18 protein-coding genes are annotated in these 22,003 nt (G+C 53.2%); 11 read left to right on the top strand and 7 right to left on the bottom strand.

Annotated elements, in window-relative coordinates:
- Positions 1–18: 18 nt before the first annotated feature.
- Positions 19–1,761: a SulP family inorganic anion transporter gene (locus CKL79_RS01590; protein WP_121967829.1), complete on the top strand. Its 1,743-nt coding sequence runs from the start codon at positions 19–21 to the stop codon at positions 1,759–1,761.
- A gap of 33 nt (positions 1,762–1,794) precedes the next feature.
- On the opposite strand, the gene CKL79_RS01595 is transcribed toward CKL79_RS01590, so the two are convergent.
- Complete coding sequence (locus CKL79_RS01595) at positions 1,795–2,964, bottom strand: pyridoxal phosphate-dependent aminotransferase (RefSeq protein WP_121967830.1); 1,170 nt, start codon at positions 2,962–2,964, stop codon at positions 1,795–1,797.
- A gap of 148 nt (positions 2,965–3,112) precedes the next feature.
- Positions 3,113–5,503, bottom strand: a complete 2,391-nt coding sequence (locus tag CKL79_RS01600) for an endonuclease MutS2 (RefSeq protein WP_121967831.1) — start codon at positions 5,501–5,503, stop codon at positions 3,113–3,115.
- A 79-nt stretch (positions 5,504–5,582) separates the two neighbouring features.
- On the opposite strand from CKL79_RS01600, the gene CKL79_RS01605 reads away from it, so the two are divergent.
- The 3 genes from CKL79_RS01605 to CKL79_RS01615 all read left to right on the top strand — a co-directional run bounded on the left by CKL79_RS01605 (position 5,583) and on the right by CKL79_RS01615 (position 8,383).
- A complete protein-coding gene (locus CKL79_RS01605) occupies positions 5,583–6,812 on the top strand; it encodes a DUF790 family protein (protein ID WP_121967832.1) in 1,230 nt (409 codons plus the stop codon).
- A gap of 110 nt (positions 6,813–6,922) precedes the next feature.
- Entirely contained in the window at positions 6,923–7,297 is a 375-nt protein-coding gene (locus tag CKL79_RS01610) for a response regulator (protein ID WP_121968000.1), read from the top strand.
- A 102-nt stretch (positions 7,298–7,399) separates the two neighbouring features.
- Entirely contained in the window at positions 7,400–8,383 is a 984-nt protein-coding gene (locus CKL79_RS01615; RefSeq protein ID WP_121967833.1) for a glutathione S-transferase C-terminal domain-containing protein, read from the top strand.
- Positions 8,384–8,415: 32 nt separating this feature from the next.
- Here CKL79_RS01615 and CKL79_RS01620 read toward each other — a convergent pair whose 3' ends face one another.
- A complete protein-coding gene (locus CKL79_RS01620; RefSeq protein ID WP_121967834.1) occupies positions 8,416–9,660 on the bottom strand; it encodes an FIST N-terminal domain-containing protein in 1,245 nt (414 codons plus the stop codon).
- 316 nt (positions 9,661–9,976) lie between these two features.
- Here CKL79_RS01620 and CKL79_RS01625 point away from each other — a divergent pair, with 316 nt between their 5' ends.
- The 4 genes from CKL79_RS01625 to CKL79_RS01640 all read left to right on the top strand — a co-directional run bounded on the left by CKL79_RS01625 (position 9,977) and on the right by CKL79_RS01640 (position 12,685).
- A complete protein-coding gene (locus CKL79_RS01625) occupies positions 9,977–10,201 on the top strand; it encodes a Calvin cycle protein CP12 (protein WP_121967835.1) in 225 nt (74 codons plus the stop codon).
- A 287-nt stretch (positions 10,202–10,488) separates the two neighbouring features.
- The gene (locus CKL79_RS01630; protein WP_346427035.1) at positions 10,489–11,088 is read left to right on the top strand and encodes a DUF3177 family protein; all 600 of its coding nucleotides are present in this window, start codon (positions 10,489–10,491) and stop codon (positions 11,086–11,088) included.
- Between the two features lie 53 nt (positions 11,089–11,141).
- On the top strand, positions 11,142–11,447 hold the full coding sequence (locus tag CKL79_RS01635; RefSeq protein WP_121967836.1) for a hypothetical protein: 306 nt from the start codon (positions 11,142–11,144) through the stop codon (positions 11,445–11,447).
- A gap of 164 nt (positions 11,448–11,611) precedes the next feature.
- Complete coding sequence (locus CKL79_RS01640; protein WP_121967837.1) at positions 11,612–12,685, top strand: 3-deoxy-7-phosphoheptulonate synthase; 1,074 nt, start codon at positions 11,612–11,614, stop codon at positions 12,683–12,685.
- On the opposite strand, the gene CKL79_RS01645 is transcribed toward CKL79_RS01640, so the two are convergent.
- Complete coding sequence (locus CKL79_RS01645; protein ID WP_141242130.1) at positions 12,682–14,223, bottom strand: hypothetical protein; 1,542 nt, start codon at positions 14,221–14,223, stop codon at positions 12,682–12,684. The genes CKL79_RS01640 and CKL79_RS01645 overlap by 4 nt on opposite strands.
- Positions 14,224–14,829: 606 nt before the next feature.
- Between CKL79_RS01645 and CKL79_RS01650 the strand changes: the two genes are divergently transcribed.
- Complete coding sequence (locus tag CKL79_RS01650; RefSeq protein WP_121967839.1) at positions 14,830–16,641, top strand: FecR family protein; 1,812 nt, start codon at positions 14,830–14,832, stop codon at positions 16,639–16,641.
- Between the two features lie 88 nt (positions 16,642–16,729).
- Here CKL79_RS01650 and CKL79_RS01655 read toward each other — a convergent pair whose 3' ends face one another.
- The gene (locus CKL79_RS01655) at positions 16,730–19,189 is read right to left on the bottom strand and encodes a serine/threonine-protein kinase (RefSeq protein ID WP_240518589.1); all 2,460 of its coding nucleotides are present in this window, start codon (positions 19,187–19,189) and stop codon (positions 16,730–16,732) included.
- A gap of 354 nt (positions 19,190–19,543) precedes the next feature.
- Complete coding sequence (locus CKL79_RS23000) at positions 19,544–19,717, bottom strand: hypothetical protein (protein ID WP_170943926.1); 174 nt, start codon at positions 19,715–19,717, stop codon at positions 19,544–19,546.
- A gap of 79 nt (positions 19,718–19,796) precedes the next feature.
- Between CKL79_RS23000 and CKL79_RS01660 the strand changes: the two genes are divergently transcribed.
- Positions 19,797–20,318 (top strand): NYN domain-containing protein, encoded by a 522-nt coding sequence (locus tag CKL79_RS01660; protein ID WP_121967841.1) that lies wholly within the window; start codon positions 19,797–19,799, stop codon positions 20,316–20,318.
- Between the two features lie 25 nt (positions 20,319–20,343).
- Here CKL79_RS01660 and CKL79_RS01665 read toward each other — a convergent pair whose 3' ends face one another.
- Positions 20,344–20,745: a hypothetical protein gene (locus CKL79_RS01665; protein ID WP_121967842.1), complete on the bottom strand. Its 402-nt coding sequence runs from the start codon at positions 20,743–20,745 to the stop codon at positions 20,344–20,346.
- A gap of 812 nt (positions 20,746–21,557) precedes the next feature.
- On the opposite strand from CKL79_RS01665, the gene CKL79_RS01670 reads away from it, so the two are divergent.
- Positions 21,558–21,989 carry a hypothetical protein gene (locus CKL79_RS01670; RefSeq protein WP_121967843.1) on the top strand — a complete coding sequence of 144 codons (432 nt, stop codon included), beginning with the start codon at positions 21,558–21,560 and terminating at the stop codon, positions 21,987–21,989.
- Positions 21,990–22,003: the final 14 nt, after the last annotated feature.

Here is a 22,003-nt window from a genome sequence, read left to right on the forward strand (position 1 = left end):
CTAGGGCTGCTCTACCCAATGCAACATCTCCCCAAGATAACTAACCGAATTCACTTTAGAAACGTTCGTGGTGATTTGTTTGGTGGCCTCACAGCGGCGGTGATTGCCCTGCCGATGGCGCTAGCTTTTGGGATTGCTTCTGGCGCAGGCCCAACTGCCGGGCTCTACGGTGCGATTATCGTCGGCTTTTTTGCGGCTTTGTTTGGTGGCACCCCCACGCTGATTTCTGAACCGACTGGCCCGATGACCGTGGTGATTACCGGCGTCATTGCCACTCTGGTCGCAGCCGATCCTGAAAACGGGATGGCGATGGCCTTTACCGTGGTGATGATGGCGGGCCTGTTACAGATCGCCATTGGGATGCTCAAGTTGGGCAAATATGTCACGCTGATGCCCTACAACGTCGTCTCTGGCTTTATGTCAGGCATCGGCCTCATTTTAATTATTCTACAAATTGGCCCGGCGCTGGGCCAGATCAGTCCTAAAGGCGGCGTCTTGGGCACCCTGCAAAATCTGCCAGGGCTGCTGTCTAACATCCAGCTCAGCGACGCTGTTCTAGCGCTGCTGACGGTACTGATGATTGTCTACTTTCCCAAAAACTTAAGACGCTTTGCGCCGCCGCAGCTAGTCGCTATGGTAATCGGCACGGTGATCTCGCTAACCGTGTTTGGCAGCGTCGATATGCGCCGCATTGGAGAAATTCCGCTGGCGATACCCACTTTGCATCTGCCGGTGTTTAGCAGCTCTCAGATGCGGAATATGCTAGTCGATTCGATTGTGCTGGGCATATTGGGCTGTATTGACGCGCTGCTCACCTCGGTAGTAGCCGATAGCCTGACTCGCAGCGAGCACGATTCTAATAAGGAGCTGATTGGTCAGGGCATTGGCAACATCGCCTCGGGGCTGTTTGGCGGACTGCCAGGGGCGGGGGCGACGATGGGCACCGTCGTCAATATTAAGGCGGGCGGACGCACGGCGCTGTCGGGGCTGTTTCGAGCGGCAATTTTATTGGTTGTGGTGCTGGGGGCTAGCGGTCTGACGCAAAGCATTCCGCTATCGGTGCTAGCAGGCATCATCATCAAAGTCGGTATTGACATTATTGACTGGGGCTTTTTGAAGCGGGCTCACTACATTTCGCGCAAGTCAGCGGCGATTATGTACGGGGTGATTTTTCTCACTGTTTTTGTCGATCTGGTGGTGGCGGTTGGCGTCGGCATCTTCGTGGCGAATATTCTCACTATTGATAAGCTCAGTCAGCTGCGCTCAGAGAAAGGGGTGACTGCGATTACCGATGATGACGACACGATTTTCCTGAGCCCCGAAGAAAAATCACTGCTGGAGCAGGGGCAAGATCAAATTTTGCTCTTTAGCTTGAGCGGGCCCATGATTTTTGGGGTAGCGAAGGCGATCGCTCGTCAGCGTGAGGCCGTACAAAACTGCAAAGCAATGATTTTAGACCTGAGCGAAGTGCCGCATTTGGGCGTGACCACTTCACTGTCGATTGAAAACGCTGTGCAAGAAGCTGTAGAGGGCGGTCGCGATGTCTACATCGTCGGCGCAAAAGACCAGACCTACAAACGATTGACCAAGCTAGGCCTACTCAACACTGTCCCCGCCGAGCGTTTTCTAGACAGTCGCACCGAAGCCCTCAGGCAGGCACTAGTGGCTGTGAATATGCGAGAAACCAGCAGTCAGGCCGAAGCGGCTACAGCCATGCCTCGCCTGGACAATGCGCTAGAAGTCGGTGTCGAGCCCAGCTAGTTTAAGCCGTTAGCGCTGATGCGATTTGACCCGTCAACGCTGGCGCGATCGCACAAACCCGCCCAGTCGATCCATACCGCGCTCAATCGTATCGAGATCAGTCGCGTAAGAAATACGAATCGTGCCCTCCGTGCCAAAGGCTGCACCCGGGATAATCGCGACGTGCTTTTCATCTAGCAGCTTTTCGCAAAACTCAGCAGAGCCCAGGCCCAGTTGAGAAATATCAACTAGCAGATAAAACGCACCGTCCGGCTTGACGCAGCTCAGTCCGTCAATGCCATTCACCATGTCCATGATAGCCAGGCGGCGCTTGGCAAAGGCTTGTAGCATTGTGCCGATGCTGTCGGTAGGGCCAGTGAGGGCAGCGATCGCCCCATACTGAGCAAATGTACACACGTTAGAAGTACTGTGGCTTTGCAAGATATTGGCCGCTGCGATCAGTTCTACCGGCGCAGCCAAATAGCCTAACCGCCAGCCGGTCATCGCATAGGCTTTGGCAAATCCGTTGCTGATAATCGTGCGCTTAAAGATCTCTGGCCCGACCGCACCAATGCTCAAATGCTCGGCCCCGTCGTAGAGAATTTTTTCGTAAATTTCATCAGAAACCACCCAGATATCGGCCTCAACCACCACTGCTGCCAGCGCCCGGATTTCGTCGGGGGTATACACCATGCCCGTCGGATTAGAGGGTGAATTGAGCACAAATAGGCGGGTGTTAGGCGTGATCGCCTGGCGTAGCTGCTCAGCAGTGATTTTGTAGCTGGTTTCCGCCGTGGTTGGCACAATGACCGGGGTGCCCCCCGCCAATTTGACCATTTCTGGGTAGCTCACCCAGTAGGGCGACGGAATAATCACCTCGTCGCCCGGCTCAATCATCGCCATGATCAGGTTAAATAGCGATTGTTTGCCGCCGTTGGTCACCATCACATTTTCGGGGCCAAAGGGAAGCTGGTTGTCTTGCTGCAGCTTTTGGGCGATCGCTTCTCTCAGAGCCGGTTCACCTGCCGCTGGGCCGTAGCGAGTCTTGCCCTGGTCGAGCGCGGTTTTAGCAGCTTCGCAGATGTGCGCGGGCGTATCGAAGTCGGGCTCGCCTGCGCTAAAACTACAGACATCTAGCCCGTCCGCTTTCATAGCCTTGGCCTTGGCAGAAATTACCAGGGTCATAGAGGGGTCGACCTGACGGATACGGGAGGCGAGCTTCATGGCGATCGCAGGAACCTGTGGCCTGCACAAAATATCGAATAGGACTACTAAAGTAGATCGATTTCGAGGTGTCTTAACAGCTAAGTTGCTAGATAAGTCAAACTTTTCGGATATTTCATAGAGTGCTTACCGAGCGACTGCCCAGGGATCAAGCTGACAGCTTGGCAATGGTGACGCCTGTGCCCCCATCAGCCTGTTCTGCCGCTTCAAAGCTTTTAACTTGCGGATGCTGCTTGAGATATTCCTGCACGCCGCGCCGCAGTTTACCAGTGCCATGACCGTGAATCAGCCAAAGCGGGCCGTAGGCTTCGGCGATCGCGGCGTCTAAAGCGATCTCTGCCTCTGCCACCCGCATACCGCGCAAATCTACCGTATTGCTTTCCGTCCTGATCTCTGGCGCTACGGGCTGCGCCACAACTACGGGCTGCGCTTGAACTTTCGGTGGCTTCTCAATCGGCTCGGCTTTCTCTCCTTTGAGCGACTCAATATCCGCCAGGTCAACGGTCATCTTCATCATGCCAAAGCGCACAGCTACTTTGCTGTCGTCATCGGCTTCTTCGAGCACTTCAGCAATTTGCCCGCCCAGGTTGGGGAGCCGCACGCGCTCGCTGACCTTAGGCCGGTAACCAGTGGATTTCACCTTGGCTGGATGGGTGCCTGTCGGCAGCCGTTTTTCGGCGATCTGGTCGAGCGTTTCAGTGGCTTTTTGAGCGTCTTTAGCAGTGCCGCCCTGCTGCAGGTCGCGGATTACCTTAGCAATCTCAGCGCGGGCATGGAGCAAAGCTGTCTCTACGTCTTTCTCCTGCTGACGTTTCATGGTTTGCTCGCGATCGCGCAGTCGTTTAGCCCGCTCTTCTACCTCCTGGTAAAACTTTTCCGCCTGCGCCACCAGCTTTTCGGCCTCTTCAGCCCGCTTTTCCTGCCGCCGCCGCTGCGCCTCTAGCCCTTCAATCACCTGATTGACATCTTCATTAGCGTCGCCCATGCGCGCTCTAGCCTGCTCCAGCACGCTTTTTCTCAGACCCAATCGCTGCGCAATGGAGAGCGCATTGGAGCGGCCCGGGATGCCCCACAGCAGGCGATAGGTGGGCGCAAGCTGCACGTCGTCAAATTCTACTGAGGCGTTTTCAAAGCGCTCGTCTTCATACTTAAGCGATTTGAGTTCGCCATAGTGGGTGGTGGCAACCGTGAGCCGGGCGTGGTCAGCTAAGTATTTGAGCAGGGCGATCGCCAGCGCACTTCCTTCTGAGGGATCAGTGCCCGCCCCGACTTCATCAAGTAATACCAGCGCGTTTGCGAAGTCGTCTTCTGTCTCTATTTCATCTAAAATTCGGCCAATTCGCTTGACATGTCCCGAAAAAGTCGAAAGGCTCTGCTCAATCGACTGCTCATCGCCAATATCGGCCAATACAGCGTCAAACCAGGGTAGCTCTACGGGCTCGCGGGCCGGAATAAACATGCCCGCTTTGGCCATCAGCGCAGTCAGTCCCAGCGTTTTTAGCGCGACCGTTTTGCCGCCCGTATTGGGGCCAGTAATCGCCACCACCCGCAGATCGGGCCGCATCACTAAGTCAGTAGGGACGACTGCCGCCCCCTGTTCTTTTTTTTGCTGCCACAGCAGCAGCGGATGCTTGAGTTGACGCAGCGTAATCTGCTCGTCGTCGACAAATCGCGGGGCATTGCCCGCCATCCACAGGCCATAGCGAGCCCGCGCCGTTGCCAGGTCTAGCTTGACGACTGTGATCACCAAATGCTCCAGCTCAGGCAGCACTTCTGCTACCTGGTAGGTGAGCTTTTGGCGAATGGCTTCTTCTTCAATTTCTTCTTCTTTGCGCAGGGCACGGCGCTTGTTGCCATTGTCTACTACGCTGTGCGGCTCCACGTACAGGGTGGCTCCACTGGTCGAAACGTCGTGAACAATGCCTGGAATAGCGTCTTTTTGAGCTGCTTTGACCGGGATGACGAAGCGATCGCTCCTTTGCGTAATCAAAGTCTCCTGCACGGCCCCGCTCTGCCGCTGAATAATCTGCTGCAGTTTTGAATAAATGCGATCGCGCACCACTTTAAGCTGCCGACGTACGCCCGCTAGCCGGTCACTCGCCCGATCTGCCACCTGACCGCGATCATCAATACAGCGGTGAATTTCCTGCTCTAGCTCTGGAAACGTCCGTAGATCCGCCACGAGCACCTGAAGGACTGGCAAATCCTCGTTTGCATCAATTTGCCTGCGCAGGCGGCGAGCCCCCGCTAGCGTGGTGGCAATATCGAGCAGTTCATCACCTGAAAGGATGCCCTGCACCTGCGCCCGCTCTAGCGCCACGCCAATATCGCGAATGCCGCCAAACTGAAGTCCGCCCACGGTAGATTCCAACTGGGCTGCTTCTACCGTTTGGGCTAGCAACGCCTCACTTTCAGCGCGGCGGGTCGGTAATTGAAGCTGTTGAGCGGCGACGGTGCCGATATTAGTTGCAGTAAAGGTCGCCAAATGACGGCACAGCCGGGGCCATTCCAGCAGATTTAGAGTTTCAGCTTGGATCAAAGGGAAATAGACAAATTCTAAGTTTATTCCTCTTTATTATAGAGAAGAGAACCTGGCCCACGCACGCTATTCGGAGGAACTGGCCACGCTACCTTCACCCCTGCTGATTCACAAATACAGCGGCGACTCGCTGGTGCCTAAAAAGCTGGCAATTAAGCCTCAAAATCTATCCGCTGCTCAAACGCTGATTGATATTTTTCAGAACGCTGTCGGTCAAACTCAAGGCAATCTTGATCGGCAGTTGCAGGCGCTCGAAGGTGAAGACACCGACTATCGGGTGAAGCGCGGACTCGCCCATATTTTGCGCAATAGCTTCGGCAATTTTGAAATTGTCAGCCCTTTGGAGCCTGAGTTATTGCGCGATCGCATCTTCACCCTCGCCGCCACCGCCATTCCCAGCCCGACCGCTGCCCAGCGTCACCGTGCCACCCTGGCCGCTCAGCTCACCCAAGAACTCGACCGCGAGGTAGAGCCCGTTCACATCCAACAAGGGCTCTACGCCGATCTCAAAGAAAACCGCATTCTCACCAGCTTCGATGCGCCCACTCCAGAAGCGCTGCTGCATCGCTACAACCTCTCTCAGGTGCAGGGCATTTTTTACAAAGCTAGCCACGTCGTCCTCAATCTGCACCGCAACGATCCGGGCGAATATAAGCTGATGTTCCGCTACCTGAAGCTGTTCCGCCTGATGACCTACATTGAGGGCGAAGCCGACCAGGGCTTTACCGTCACCATCGATGGCCCGGCCAGCTTGTTTAAAGCTAGCACTCGCTACGGCGTCGATATTGCCAAGCTAGTCCCCGCCATTTTGCACGTCACCCGCTGGCAGCTCACCGCCACCCTACAGTGGAAAAATCCCTATACCAAAACCGCCCAAGAAAAGCATTTTAGCCTGGGCGATACGTGCGATTTGGTCAGCCACTATCCGCCGGGCAAACCCTACGACAGTATGCTAGAGCAGGCATTTGCCGAAAAATGGGCGAAGACTAAAACCGAATGGCAGCTAGAGCGCGAAGTCGATCTGGTGCCGATTCCTGGTAGCGTCATGATTCCAGACTTTCGCCTGGTGCACCCAGACGGTCGCACTTATCTGCTAGAAATTGTTGGCTACTGGCGACCCGAATACCTGCGTAAAAAGTTTTATCAAGTACGACAGGCAAGTCACGAAAACTTGATTTTAGCGATCTCAGAGCGCCTGAACCTAGAAAAAGCAGGCGTCGACACCCGAAACACGCCCGCAACGCTCGTCTGGTTTAAAGATAAATTGCAGCCTAAAGCCGTTCTCAAAGCCATAGAGGGGAATGCTTAAAACGTTGGGCTTATTTTTATCTTTACTATAAGTTCCGATTCCTTAAACAGGCTCAGGGCATTCTATTAAGCATGCCGCGTAGCTGCCCAGCCGTTGAATCGACCGAAATTATGAGCACAGTACTCGTCGTAGATGATAGCCCCATGCTTCGAGAGATGATCGCCAGTCTTTTGAATAAAACGGGCCTGACTATTTCAGTGGCTCAAGATGGTCAAGAAGCTAAAGCCCTCATTGCCGCCAATCCGCCCGACCTGGTCGTGCTTGATGTGGTGATGCCCAATATGAACGGCTATGAGCTGTGCCGCTGGGTAAAAAATAACGCCGAAACTCAAGACGTGCTGGTGGTGCTGTGCTCATCTAAGGGCGAAGAATTTGACCGCTATTGGGGCATTAAGCAAGGGGCTGATGCCTACGTAATTAAGCCCTTTCGCCCGGGTGAGCTGCTGGGTACGGTCAAAACGCTGCTAGCCAGTAAGTGCCCCTGAGCGACGAGCCTACGCACAACCGTAGCACCCACGGTCTAACATTTAGGCTGTGGGCTTTTTTATGGCCCTACTTTTGCTCGGCCTTTTTGCCCCCGGTTTTCTATGCCTACCAAACGCGCTACCCTGCCCCCTGGCCTGATTGTTCGCACTGGCAAATTTGTGTGGAATACGCTGTGGCACACCATGATGTCGCAAATGGCTCCTCGCAGTCAGTCAGGAGCCTATGTGCGGCCCCAAAGCGAATTTCGGGGAAGAGAAATTAGCGCAGAGCCTGACCGTTATCGGCTGATTGTGGGCATGAGCTGCCCCTGGGCTCACCGAACATTGGTAACGCGAGTACTCAAAGGGCTAGAAGATGCGGTAGGGGTGACGACGGTCTACCCTTCGACGAACGAGGGCCGATGGCTGTTTGAGGGTCATCAGTCAGAAATTCCTGCGGACTGCCGATCGCTGCCCGACTTCTACAGCCACTGTCACCCTGGCTACAAGGGCCGAGCAACGGTGCCGGTACTCTGGGACAGCCAGACTCAGACCATTGTCAATAACGAAAGCGCCGAAATTATTGAGCTGCTCAACAGCGAGTTTGATCACCTGGCGACGGGGCCAGATCTCTACCCAGAGGCGCTGCGCCCTCAGATCGACCAGCTCAATGACAGAATCTATGCGACTGTCAACAATGGGGTGTATCGCTGCGGCTTTGCCCAAACTCAACCGGCTTACGATCAGGCCGTAGGTAAGCTGTTTGCCACCCTCGATCAGCTAGATGACGCTTTGGCCAATCAGCGGTATCTATGCGGTCGCGATTTGACCCTGGCTGATGTACGTCTGTTTACCACGCTGATCCGGTTTGATGTGGCCTATCACGGCATTTTTAAGTGCGATCGCCGCCGCATAGCCGACTACCCCCACCTCAGCGGCTACCTGCGCGACCTCTACCAGCTTCCAGGCATTGCCGATACCTGCGACATCGATGCTGTCAAGCGCGACTATTACGGCAATCTATTTCCGCTGAATCCGGGCGGTATCATTCCCACTGGGCCAGGATGGGAACGTCTGAAAGAGCCGCACAATAGAGAAAATCTGTAGTTGGGTTAAAGCAGTTGGCTTGAGGAGATCGCCTAGTCACCCGGCTGACAGCAGATGCCAAACACCGACGTAAATCCGTGCAAAAAAGTAGTCGCCCCGACCTGCCCAATTTCACCATTACAAAAGAAGCCGCCAATCGGCAAAGGCCCCAGGTACTTTTCAAACAGGTCTGAGTCAAAGTTTGGTTCGTCATAGAGCCCTTGCCCCCGACCCGTACAGGCAAACAGCAGCGCCCCCATCGGCGAAGACCCCTGACTGTCTAGCTTGTCTTCTAAGCGCTCTACCCGGTAGCGGCGCAGCCTATTCTCTAGGTCTTCAGCAGAAGTCTGAGCGTCGCGCATATGAAACTGAATGCGCATGCCTGGGCGAATTTTGTCGGCTACGGCGATCGCCCCATTGCGCGGATCTACCCCTACCAGGTTGCGGATCAAAAAATCTCGCTGGGTCAGGCTGGGCTTAAAGCCGCTCTGGGCAACGCCAATAAACAGCGCGCTTTGAGCCAGTTCGCGGTCAGCTTCATCCAGTCCCTGAAAAATATCTTGCAGCACTTCTAAAGGCGTTTGCGAGGGGCCGTTGTCCGCTAGCTCATCTGGCGATAGCTTCAGCATGATGTTGCGATCGCCCTCACTCACCCGGTACAGATCGCCAATCGGCCGACAGCCCTGCGCCACAATCGATTCCAACACAATCTCACCGGACAGCGCTACCCCGACAATACCCTCCCGATGCAGGCTGCCATCACAAAACAAGCCACTGCTGCGGCTAAAGCTCTCAACCCCAGCGAGCCCGCCCACTTTCGCCGCCCCCGGATAGGCAAAATCCATCCCTTGAAGCAGCTCACTGGTGCCTGACGAAAAAGGGTCAGCCATCAAGATAAAGCTCGGATTGCGTTCAGGAGCTACCCCAATCAGATCGCTCCACTGAGCGGGCGGACTGTCAAGATCAGGCAGGTCAAGCTCGGTGAAGTGAAAGCTCTGAATCTCTACATTGGGTAAGTAGGCCAGGGTCAAACTGAGCGCTGGCCCTTTCTCGACTTCCTCTGGGAAGCCGTCCGCCATGCCAATCACCCCGCTACCGCTACAGCCGACAATCCGGGCAGTCGGCAGCTCTTCTTTGAGCAAAGGCAGCAGCCGCGCATACTCACTGGCAAACGCCGTCGAGACAAAGACCAAAGCCAGATCGGGCGCTTTTCCGAGCTGCTCCGTAGCCTGCTGAGCCACCTCTTTGACCGCAGTTTCTAGCGAGGCCCTGGTCGAAATTGCGCTAGCCCACTTCATAACTTGTCCTGCCTTATAACTTGGAGATTCCTTAAGACAATTCTACGGGTAGAGCATTTTTCTAGGGCGCTCTGGCATACTATTGACAGCAATAAGCTTAAGCTTGAATGGCTAGAAACGTTAAGCACCTGAGGCAGAGCGATCGCGCTTGCTTTCTGCTGCCTGCTCAGTTGAAGCCTTTTGCCAATGCCCCTTGTGGCTCCTCTATTCTAAGCAGCTGTCAAACTGACATCTATGATACGGCAGTTTGACTTTTATCCAGGCTAGAATGAGGGAGAATCATACCTCATCACAATTTACTTAATTACGGTTTGCTATGAGCGATATCAAAGAAAAAATTCAGAGCGAAATCGAAGCGGCCCGCGAAGCTTGCTCCACCGATGGCAGCAACTCCGATACTTGCGCTGCTGCTTGGGACGCCGTTGAAGAACTTCAGGCCGAAGCTTCTCATCAGCGCGAGAAAACGTCTGTGAAGTCTTCTTTTGACAAGTACTGCGACGATAATCCCGAAGCGGATGAGTGCCGGGTCTACGACAACTAGGCCGTAGAGATAGGCTCCGCCGTAGGGATAGACCCTAGGAAGGCCGCGCTACAAATATAGATAGGCTCGTAATCAGGTCATTATCAAGACTGGTTCAAGGCACTATCTCAATCAGTATGGGGAGGGAGCTGCCTGAAAGGGCATGGTTCTTCCCCGACTTAGCGTTTGGCCACCTTCTCGCATCGACCTTGTCAGTTAGCGAAGCGGCTCTTCGGGCTTGACAAAATGGCTCTACATCGCGCGGTAGGTGCTACATTAATGAATGCTCATTTATCTTTCGGTGCTACGTGCTAATAGATTCATTAGCGGTGCGTCCCCTGGTTTGGACAGACTACCGACTGGCGCTGCTGTTTGCCGTGTTTATTCCGCTGACGCTGCTGGTCTGGTCATGGATGCAAAAGTCTGAGCCGATCAGTCTGCTGCTGACGATTTACTGGCGGGTTGCGAGCTTACTAGCGATCACTGTCTACTTGCTGATTGGTGGGTTGCCCATCGGCTTTATCACCGCTCTTTTGGCTAAAGTACTGATTCCGATAGGGCTATGGTTTTGGGTAGATCTCAATGAAGAGATTAGAGAGCAGCCCAAGCGATCGCTCAATCTAGGCTTTAATGCCTGGCGCTGGGCAATCAGTGTCTACTGCGCTGTAGGCGTAATCGTGCAGCTACTGTTTATCCGCTGCGCTTTTTCGAGCGTTCTCTTTAATAGCGATGCTTGTCAGCCCTGGTTAGAGCCTTCGCTGATGTTTAAAGACTATTTCCATGCCGGTCTCACCAGAGGCTTTTTGGGCTTTTGGGGAATTGTGGGCCTGGTGATCTATGCCGCTTATCTCGGCTACTTCTTATTTGTTAAGCTAGGTCGCCGAGGCCGCTCAGCGCTTCATCAGTAGGTTTAAGCAGATAGGTTTAAGCAGATAGATTTGAGCATAGACGTTAAGTGACGATGAGCGATTCGGCAATATTGGCCACTCGGCTAGAAAACTACACGATCAAGCATCCTGAAGAAGTGCTGTTGGTACATGCTCAAATTGAGGGCGAAGCCGATCAGGTGATTGTCTTTAGAGGATTTTCCAGTTCTCTGGTACGCCCCACCGCGTTCGATCCAGAAGTGCCGGCCCTACCCGCAGATGCGGTTATTCAGCAGATTGACCGGATGAAAAGTCCCTATCAGCCGCAGTCACCGCAGTATTTGGAGCAGGGTCTCACCCCGGCAGACTTTATCGCTAAGCTAGAAGCGCAGGGTTTTTAGCGTCTAGTCTTAATAAAAGATGATATGGAGGGCTATACCCTGACCAAAGGGGCACACTCTAAATTTATCTATCAGAATCTGGATACCCCTGTTCCACATTTAGCCAGTGACCTGTCACAATGATGAGGTCTTCATCTGTATTGGTAGACACCTCAGCTATAGCTATGTATAAGACTCAAGACCTTCACGTGGTCGAAAACCGCCCCTTGCTTGCTCCTAATCAGATCCTCGAAAGGTTGCCTCTCACCGAAACTGCCGCTGCTCTTGTAGCGCAGACGCGCGATCACATTCGCAATATTATGCACAACGAAGATCGCCGCTTGCTGGTGATCGTCGGCCCTTGCTCTGTGCATGATGTGAAGGCTGCTTACGAATACGCTAAGCAGCTAGTCAAGCTAAGAGAGCGATTTGCCGACCAGATCGAGGTGGTGATGCGGGTGTATTTTGAGAAACCTCGTACTAGCATTGGCTGGAAAGGATTGATCAACGATCCTCATCTGGACGGTAGCTATGACATTAACGAAGGGCTACAGCTAGCCCGTAAGCTACTGCTCGACTTAGCTGAATTAGGTCTGCCAGCGGCAACTGAGCTGCTCGATCCGATTACGCCTCAGTACATTGCCGATGTCATCGCCTGGACGGCCATTGGCGCTCGCACGACTGAAAGTCAGACCCACCGGGAGATGGCTTCAGGGCTGTCGATGCCGATAGGCTTCAAAAACAATACCAATGGCAACCTGCAGGCTGCGACTAATGCCATGCTGGCCGCTAGTCAGCCTCACCATTTCTTAGGGATTAATACCAGCGGTCACGCCAGCATCGTTTCTACAACGGGTAATGCTGACGGTCACTTGGTGCTGCGAGGCGGTAAGCAGGGGCCAAACTATGAGGCTGCACACGTCGAGAGCGCTGCTAAAGTGCTGGCGGCTGAAAATCTCAATCCTCGGATCATGGTGGACTGTAGCCACGCGAATGCCAACAAAGACCACAGCCGTCAGGTGGCGGTAGCCGAAAACATTGCTGAGCAGATCGCTGGCGGGTCGCAACACCTGATGGGCATTATGATTGAGAGCCATCTGGTAGCTGGGAAGCAGCCCATTCCTAAGCAGCTAGGTGACTTGGTATACGGCCAGAGCATTACCGATGCCTGTGTAGACATTGACACGACGGCTACTATGCTCGAAAAGCTATCGGCTGCGGTAAAACAGTCCGGTGCTACCAAAGTCGGTCGTCTCTAGAAGAGCGGCACGCTGACATTGAGCCCTGCGCCGTAAAAGGTGTCGTCTAAACTGACACCCGGACTGGACGAGCGACCAAACCGGGTGCCGCCGAACACACTAATGCGGCTCTCGGGCGTGATGCCGTAGCTAACGATGCCCAGCACCTGCTGATAGGTATCGAATCGAGATACCTGAGTGTAGTCGTCAAAATCTAGCTGATAGAGCAGGCCAGTGCGTAGGCTGCGGCTGATGCCATAGTTGAGCGACAGGGTCAGGGTTTGACGAAAGCGGCTGGCTGAATCAGGGTTGGCAAATCCTAGTCGAACCTGATAAAAACTGTCTAGCCACATTCTTGAATTTAGGATGCTGCGGTGACTAATCAGCGTATCGATGGCGTTGACGCTGAAGAGTTTGTCTCCAAATCCGGGAGAGTAGAGCCGCTGGTTTCGCCAGCCGATTTGGGCAAAAGTGCGCGGTAGCAGACGCTGGCGTATACCTAGCTGTAGCTCTAACTCGTTGTAATTAACGCTGTCAAAGTTTTCGTAGCGGGCCAGGTTGGTTTCGGCGATCGCATACAAATTAGTATTGCTCGACAGCTTAGGAAAGAAATACAGCGACAGCCCCGACTGGTAAATCTGCTCATCTAGTCTGGGATTAGAGCGGAAGGCATTCTCAGAGTCGAACAGACCCAGGCGACCCGTGAGAAAAACCGTTGGCTGTCTGGGCGGCGGCGGTGGCGATGGCGGTGTGGCCTGGGCCGTTTGCAGCAGGCGGAGAATGCCAAGCTCTTCGTTAGCGCGCGATCGCAGCGGGCGAACTCGTAAGATACCGAGTTCCTCATCTAGCTTCTCACCGCTGCTTTGCTCTATGTCAGCTTGGGCGAGTACCTCAGAAAGCAAATCCGGTATTTCACTGTCAACCGTCGCTTGAGCTTCTATCAGGTCTTTTCCAGTCTTTGCTTGAGTTCTGCCAGAAATAACCTCATCTGAGTTATCTGCAGCCGATGCGCTGATCACCACTGGCTGCTCTAGATGAGCAAAAGCCATATCGGCAGCACTATAGAGCAAGCCAAAATCGGCTGCAGTGGCCTCGTTATTTAGACTGCCCTTAGAGTAGTAGCCAGAGTAGTAGCCAGGCGCGTTCGTATCAAAACGACTGTTCAGCGCTGTACCTGGCTCAGCGGCAACTAAGGCAGGCGCTGCGACCGGCTCTTGATTATGAAGATCGAGTGCTGACAAACAGCTCTGAAAGTCGCAGAGCATCAGTAAGGAGGGATGGCTTTGGCCCGCTATGGTAGCGCGGCCCGACCTAGCTTCTTCTAGAGCAGCCGGACTGCGGTCAAATCTGGGCAAATGAGCGTCGCTGAACGCCCCTGCAGACGGCGGATTTGCAGACGTTGGGTTCGCCAGGGCAGGAGCGCTAAAAGCATGAAAGAGACCGCTGAGCCCTAGCCCTAATGGGAGCAACCGTCGCCAAACAGAGGCAGGTGGCAGTGTGAGTAGAGCTGACTGTGTGGATAGCAGCAGCGCTGTTTCTTTGGTTGGAGGCAGGAACATGAAAAACCACATGGGCCAATGCTATCTATATCAAGTCGTCTCAACGCCAATCTAGGGGACGGCCAGGTAGCCGGGTTGCCAGGCACCCTGATCGCTCTAACAAGCTAGTCAATGGAGTACTGAGTCAATGGAGTACTGCTGCATGCCGTACTGAAATTAGCCCTTTTGAGCCGCTTTTGGCGTCTTATACTGAGCGCTGTTTTCACTGGAATAGTGAGAGGCTTGACAACGAAGCCTTAGACGAAGCCTTGAAGTTAAGTAAATATGAGTAAGCCAACACCAGACTAGGCTATTACCGCTGGTTTTGGCTTGCTTCATGCCCGCTTTAATTACCGGCCTCAATTTGTCAGTTTTGTTTTTATTGCCGTTGTGAAAGGCTAAAATATGGCAGAGAACAGTCGCATAGACCGGTATGTCACGGTGTATCGCTCCAGCTATCTTCGCATCTGCTCTCTGCAATCAGGGGAAATCCGGCAAAATTAGGCAGATCAGCCTGAGAATACAGAACACACTTATCTAACGCTAGTCAGACGTTAATTCTTAAGGTGCAGTTATCCTATCTGATAAGTACACCTCTCTAGCTAAACTTTTTTACGTACGGGACTTATGAACGGGTATCATTCCAAACGAACACGCTCTCTACGAGCGCTGTCGGCCGTATTTGGTTTAGTAGGCGTTCTCCTGCTGCCTCGCTCAGCAAGTGCCCAAGAGGTCTTATCTTGGGCGCGGATAGATTTCTTGAGCAATCGGGTGCAGCTAGTCCCCCGCGCCGCAGACGCGCGCCGCGCTAGCATTAACGATGTATTGGGAATTGGAGACGCACTGAGAACCGCCCGGTCGTCTCGGGCTGAGCTACGCTTCAATGACGGTTCGCTCGCGCGAATTGGTGAGCGGGCGACCTTTCGCTTTACACCTGATACTCGTAATTTTCAGCTAAATAATGGCACCGTGCTGCTGCTAATTCCACCGGGCAGAGGCCGTAGCACTATTCAAACACCCAACGCTGTCACTGGGATTCAGGGGTCCGCGCTGTTTGTCCGTTACATTCCTGAGACGGACACCACGATCGTAGGCGCACTGACTAATAATCCCGATGGCCCAATGGTTTTATTCAATCGGGATGGAACTGAGCAGCAGGCTCTTCGCGCTAACGAAATTGGGGTGATTGAGGGCGGGCAAATCACTCAGATCTACCAGTTTGACGGGGCGCTTTTCTGGCAGAGCAGCGGCCTAGCAGAAGGGTTTAACTATCTGACTGACTCTCCTTCAACCGGATCTGACGCACTAGATGCGGTGCGCCAGGAAATTAGAGAGGCGATCGCCGGTCAAAAACCACTCAATGGCGAAGGCGTCATTGAGAATCCTGACTCTTTTCGTCGGCCTGCGCCGGATGAATCAGCCACCCCGCCTGTGACAGCTGCGCCTGCGCCAGCTACGGGCATTCAGGTAGACAGTCAGGTAGAGAGTGGTGATGTAGAAGCTGCCGCTGAAAATGTTCCTGAACTTGACCAGCCCGATGAAATCGATGGCGTCGAGGAGGAAATCAGTGTTCCCGAGTTTCAGGGCTCTCCTGCTGAGTCTTACTTGAGCGGCTCAGCGGCAGAGAGACAGCCGGCAACCGGTAGAAACAACTCACTGACGCCGACGGTATCACCAGAAGACTCAGAAGGAGAGGAAAGTGAAACACCAGCGGCTGTAAGACCGACTGAGACAGAGAAGTTTCGGCCCTCTAACGATGTTCCAGCTACGCCGTCTCGGCAATCTACCGGCGCTGGCGGTGGCGATTCGGATGCGACTGCTTCGGGTTCAGGTGATGAGCCAACTAATTCCATCGATCCGCTACGGCCTTCTGCACTAACAGCGCCTCCTGACGGAACTGAGACTGAAGACAATCCATCACAAGGAGAGGGAGAAACCGGCAACGTGGATAGTGGTGCAGTCGGTTCAGGGACAACAGGCGGTGCTAACGGCAGCAGCGGCGGCGCTGGTCATGGTGCCGGCAGCAGCGGCGGCGCTGGTGATGGTGCCGGCGGTACGGACGGCGGTGTTGGCGCTGGTACTGACACTCCGATTGTAGATATGGAAGTGATTATTCCTGTCGAAGACACAGCCCCTGAGGGCTCCGTAGTAGTTCCGCCTCCTAATACAGCTGTCGTAGTGCCCCCGCCTAGCGAGGCTATTGTTGTCGAGCCTCCGGCTGACGAAGGTTTTATCGCCCCAGTATCGCCAACAGAGGTAGCGCCAATTACCGATGAGCTGCTCATCGATGAATCGGCAGCCCCTATTATCTCTGAAGAGATGGCTCCGCCTGTTATGCCTGAAGAGATGGCCCCGCCTGTTATGCCTGAAGAGACGACACCACCTGAAGTCGTCGAGCCAGCTCCCGCTGAGGGTGGCCCATCGGGTTTGTTGCTGTAACCAGCCGGAAGACTGGCAGCAGTAGGCTTAACGGAGCCCCCTAAGGCTTGGCCCTATAAGCTTAGAGCCGATTGCCCTGGCTACCGCCCTAGTCACTGCTAGCCTCTGGGCTAGAATCAGGTTCTGCAGATTCCTCTGCTTTGTTTGGCCAGTCAGTAGGCCAGATTTGTGTCTCTTCTAGCTCCGAATTGGTATCAATTACGCCGGGGCGCGTGCCCTGATTGTGGGTTGCCTCGGGATCAGGCCAAAACTCTGGAGCGGTGACAGTCAGGTCATCGGTTAACTGCTCATAGTCAAGCTGCTCAAGGTCATGCAGTACACTCTGCACTGAGTCGTAACGCTGATTAAAGTCGTAGCGCACCATTTTGTTGATAATGCTACAGAGCGCTGGCGAAATATCTTTGACTGTGTGAGACCAGATAATCTCGCCGTTTTCACTCCGCTTGAACGCATGGGGTGATTTACCGGTCAAAGATTCGATGGCGGTAACGCCCAGGGCGTAAATATCGCTGCGAACAGTCGGCATACCCGCAGATTGCTCGCTAGGCATGTACCCTTGAGTGCCAATACCCACGGTCGATGTCACCTGTGCGCCAGCATCCGCTAGCTTGTTTGAAATGGTTTTGACCGCGCCAAAATCAATAAGGACATAGTGGCCGTCGGACTGACGATGAATGATGTTTGACGGCTTAATGTCGCGGTGGATAACGCCGCGTGAATGAACAAAGCTGATGACGGGCAGCAGGTCGCGCAGCAGCCTGACAACAGCGCGTTGGGAGAGCGGCTGACGGCGAGACAAGAGATCGCGCAGTAATTTCCCCTCTACCATTTCTTGAACGAGATAAAAGCATTCTTGCAACTCAAAGTAGGCCAGCAGACGAGGAATCTGACTGTGTTCGCCTAGCTCTCCAAGCACGGTGGCTTCGGCTTCAAATAGCCGCTGCGCTAGCTGGTGGGCCTTAGGATTGTCGCTGATGATCTTGAGCTGTTTGACGACACAGACGGGGCTGCCCGGACGGAGCGTGTCTTCAGCTCTGTAGGTTTCACCAAAGCCGCCTGCGCCTAAGACTTCTATAATGCGATAGCGATCGCTCAGCAAGCTACCAATCAGGTCTGTCCGGTTGATCGCCAGCAGATCTTGAAAATCGTCTTGCTGACTGATAATTTCTTGAACCAGAGGTGAGGTCGCATAGCGAGCCAGCGTCGTGCGCAGCCGCTTACGCTTCAGCCGGTCGGCTGTAAACCCAGCGCCAAAATCTAACAAGCCGATAGCGGCGATCATAATCATCGGCGTGCCGGCAGTCAAAATGCTGCCTGCTGCTACAAATGCGCTATAGCCAATCGCTGTCCACAGGCTGAGTGCGCCTCCGGCAATGAGAACTCGTCTCAATGGTCTTTGCGTGCGGTTCATGAGCGCGGCGACTGTCAGCCCTAAAGCTAAGACAACCAGCGCGTTTAAAGCTGGCTGCCGAATCAATCGGACAGGCGATCGATCTTGTTTTAAGGTCGCGACCGTATTGGCGAGCACTTCTACTCCCGCCATCGGCTGCGGATAAAGCAGGCTCTCAGAAAAAGGCGTTTTATGAAAGTCCTGATGCACAGCTGCGGTCGTCCCAATGATGACGATTTTGCCTTCGAAGAAGCTGCCTGAACCGAGCTGATTTCGCCAGGGGTCATCATCTAGCACGTACCAAAATGGCGTTTGCTCAAATGTGCCACCAGGGCCGTAAAAAAAGATGTTTTCCTGACGGTCAGTAGGATAGCTCTCTCTAGCCGCTTGCAGAGTCGCTTGGGCAAAGCTCAAAGGCCGGGACTCACCGGCCTCAGCCCAATCTTGAAACACATCGGGGTCAGTGATTTCCAGCTCAGCTAGAAACTCTTGACCCAGGCGGTGAATTTGGCCGTTGTTCTCTTTACGAAAATTGATAGTACCCACTTCGGCCCCAGCGTCGCGAAACTGGCTGAGTGGCAGAAAAGGCTGATACAAATTGCCCTGTCGGATATCGATGTTGTCATAGTTAGCGGCGAGGACGATGCGATCGCCGTATCGCTTCAACACATCCGTAAAGGCATCATCATCGGCCTGGCCGTAGGTACTCGGGCCGGTAAACAGCACGTCTAGAGCCACTGCTTTAGCACCAGCATCCATCAATCGGGTAATCACCTGAGCGTAGGCTTGCCTTTGCCATGGCCAAGACTCAATCGGCTGTAGCGCAGCATACCGCGCCGGGTCTTCTGAGTAGTACTGCCCTTGAGAGAGCGAATCTTGGTCAATCGCCAAAATTACGATGTCTGCTGGAGGGTCTACCGGGCCTCTAAGCTCAAAAAATAAACCCTGTATCTGCCGCTCCCAAAGATTGACAATGCCTAGATTAAGACCCACTGCGCCAGCGGCGATCGCCGTGCAAGCCGCAGATAGCGTAAATCGCCAGTGCTTAGAAATGGCCTGATGCGGCCAGGCCATTAAGCGATCTTTGGCATTGAGCGCTGCTGTCGCCTCATTGGCAGAGGGCGGATAGGTGGATCGCAATTGAGCAGGTTTGGACATGTCTATATCAGGGTTTTGTCTGCCAACTATCATCTTCTACAGCCAAGCGCCGTTACCCCAAAAGCGTTGTGCCACTAAAAGTTTCACGCTGCGATCACCGGGCATGAGCGGAAGGTCGGTATCAAAACGTACCTGCTTCTAAAAAAGAGCCTATAATATTCAAGTATACAAATGATTTATACCGCTTAATTCTAATCATTGCTTCTACCTTGATCTACCTGTATCCTTACTTCGCCAGCACATTTTATTTACAGATAATCCTTTAAACGCCCCCCTAATATTTGGCCCTAATATTTGGCCCTAATATTTGGCCCTAATATTTGGCCCTAATATTTGGCTATGGCTGCCGGCATATCAGTTGCCCTGAGCCCGATTGCAAACCGGTCTCGCTCCAAAGTCCTCATTCCACAGACAAGCGCCAATCGCTAAGACTTTGGGACGGGCGATTGTTCTTAGCGAGTAGCAGGCGAGCGATCGCGCTAGCTTCAATGCCGGGTCTTCAACTAAACCGGACTTAGGGCAATTCAATAAGCCCCGATAGTTTCCTTATCAGATTGGGGGTTACCCCTTTAATCAAGCACGTATCTTACTATCTTATTTAACTGCTATGGTCTCAACTCCACTAAATCGAATTTCTATTTTTGTAGATGGCAATAACATGTTTTATGCCCAGCAGAAAAACGGCTGGTTTTTTGATCCTAAGCGGGTACTAGAACATTTTGTTAGCGAGACAGACGGGCTATCTTTAGTCAATGCCTTTTGGTACACCGGTCTAAAAGATCCGCAGGATCAGCGCGGATTTCGAGATGCGCTGATCAGCCTGGGCTACACCGTGCGCACTAAGGTGCTTAAAGAATATTACGACGACACCTCAGGCCGCTATTCTCAAAAAGCCAATTTGGATATTGAAATCGTTGTAGACATGTTTAACACGGTTGAGCAGTATGACCGGGTGGTTTTGCTGAGTGGCGACGGTGATTTCGAGCGCGCCATTGAGCTGCTGCGCTCGAAAAATACCCACATCACCGTGGTCTCAACAGAAGGCATGATCGCCCGCGAACTGCGTAACGTCACTGACCGCTATATCGATCTCAATAAGATTCGTCAGGCCATCGAAAAATCGGAATGATAGCCTGCACTCAGGTGTCTACTGCCTACTGTCTATTCCCAATAGGCGATGAGCGCCGACCGGCACGCAGCGCCCGTCGGATTTTATTTTGCGCTTGATACTGCTGCTGTATCTGCGCATCGGACGATAGCCACTGCTCTACCAGACAGCGCTCTTGCTCAGAAACTTCGTCGTCAAGATAGGCGCTGAGGAGATTAAATTTTTCGTCGGCTGCAAGGCTGTCCCCATTAGAGTGCTGTTGCACAGGGGCAGACGATGGCGGTGTGAGCTGCCAAACATTTTCTGAGCTAGGCGTGTAACCCGGCTTAATAGCGAGATCCGGCTGGTAGGATCTGCCGGCGGCGGCATGGGCAGGTTGGCTGGCTCTGGCCGCCGCTAAAGGTTGCAAAGCCGAAGCTTGCAAATCGAGGTTTAAATTAGATGTCATGATATGCGTAAAACTGTTGCGGTACTTGAAAGAAATTAGAAGTGACGCTTCAGGCGATCGCAGTAGAAAACACTAAAGACTGCGGAAACGTAGCTGCAGCAGCACCTTGATAAGCTTCATAGTCTTTGTATGGCAACCTGTACCGTAGGCAGTTCGAACTGTCTACAGCAAAGGTAAGCAAAAGCAGCTGGTAAAAGCGATCTTGTTAAGCCTGAGCATCCTCGGTCGTCTGTTCCCTTAGACGAGCAAACCTCAAAATAGGTTCGCCACCTTCAGGAAGCATCAATACTACCGATAACAGGGTGGTCACTTCAGAGGTAGTATTTTTACAATATTTTTTAGAGACGGCAGGCTTTTAACAGCGTCTCATCACATTTCTCACTGACCATAGAGTTCTCTTTGGGTTGCAACTCAAGGCATCTAAGGCAATTTTTCTAACGGCGAGACGAAGCTCTTGGGGGATTGGCTCAGGTGATTCGTGGTTTTTGAGGGATAATAAAATTAGGCGGTCGGGTGCTATCTGCTTCTGAGACAGTTTGCTTCTAGGACGGTTTGATTCTAGGACGGTTTGCTTTTAGGACGGTAGACATGCCCGGTGCTACTAAGCACCGAGATCAAGTGCCATAGAGAGATGGGCTGGGCAATTTTGGCGTCTGGCCAAGCTACTTAAACCGAAGTTTAAAGAGTCAAGGAGCAAGCGAACCATTTATAGGTTTCTTGTGCTAGGCAAGGTATCTTGATAAACAAGCGACTGTCTCAGGGTTTTCGCTACTTCGCGCATCTCTCATGCCTCTTTAAATATCTCTATACCTATGCAATATCTAGCAAAGGTTTACGCCAAGTCTTCATTGGGCAGTACCCAGCTCCAGCTATTGGCTGTAAATACGGCTGAATGTACCTGGGAACCGATTACGCCGCCCAAGCTAGTTGCCACCACGCGGGAGATCCCCTTCAATGAGCAGGTCTTGGTGCTGCTAGAGCTGAGTAATGAGGAGAGCGTAGCGGCTGTCAAAGATGCAACTGAATGGGTGGTTGACTTTGTCTCTGAATATTTGGCGTCGGGCCTGACGCCCAAAAGTATGAAAGAAGAGGTAGAACGAGCCGAGCAGTGGCGACAGTCGCTGACGCTGCAGACTCAGGAAGTACGCCGAAGAGCACTGGAAACGGCTGCCCGACGCGATGAGATTCAAAACCTGGAAAAACGGTTGAAGCTAGAGCGCGAAACATTGGAAACTCGTGATTAGTAAGCGCTATTAGC

Source organism: Leptolyngbya sp. BC1307, assembly GCF_002286735.1.
GTDB lineage: Bacteria > Cyanobacteriota > Cyanobacteriia > Phormidesmidales > Phormidesmidaceae > Phormidesmis.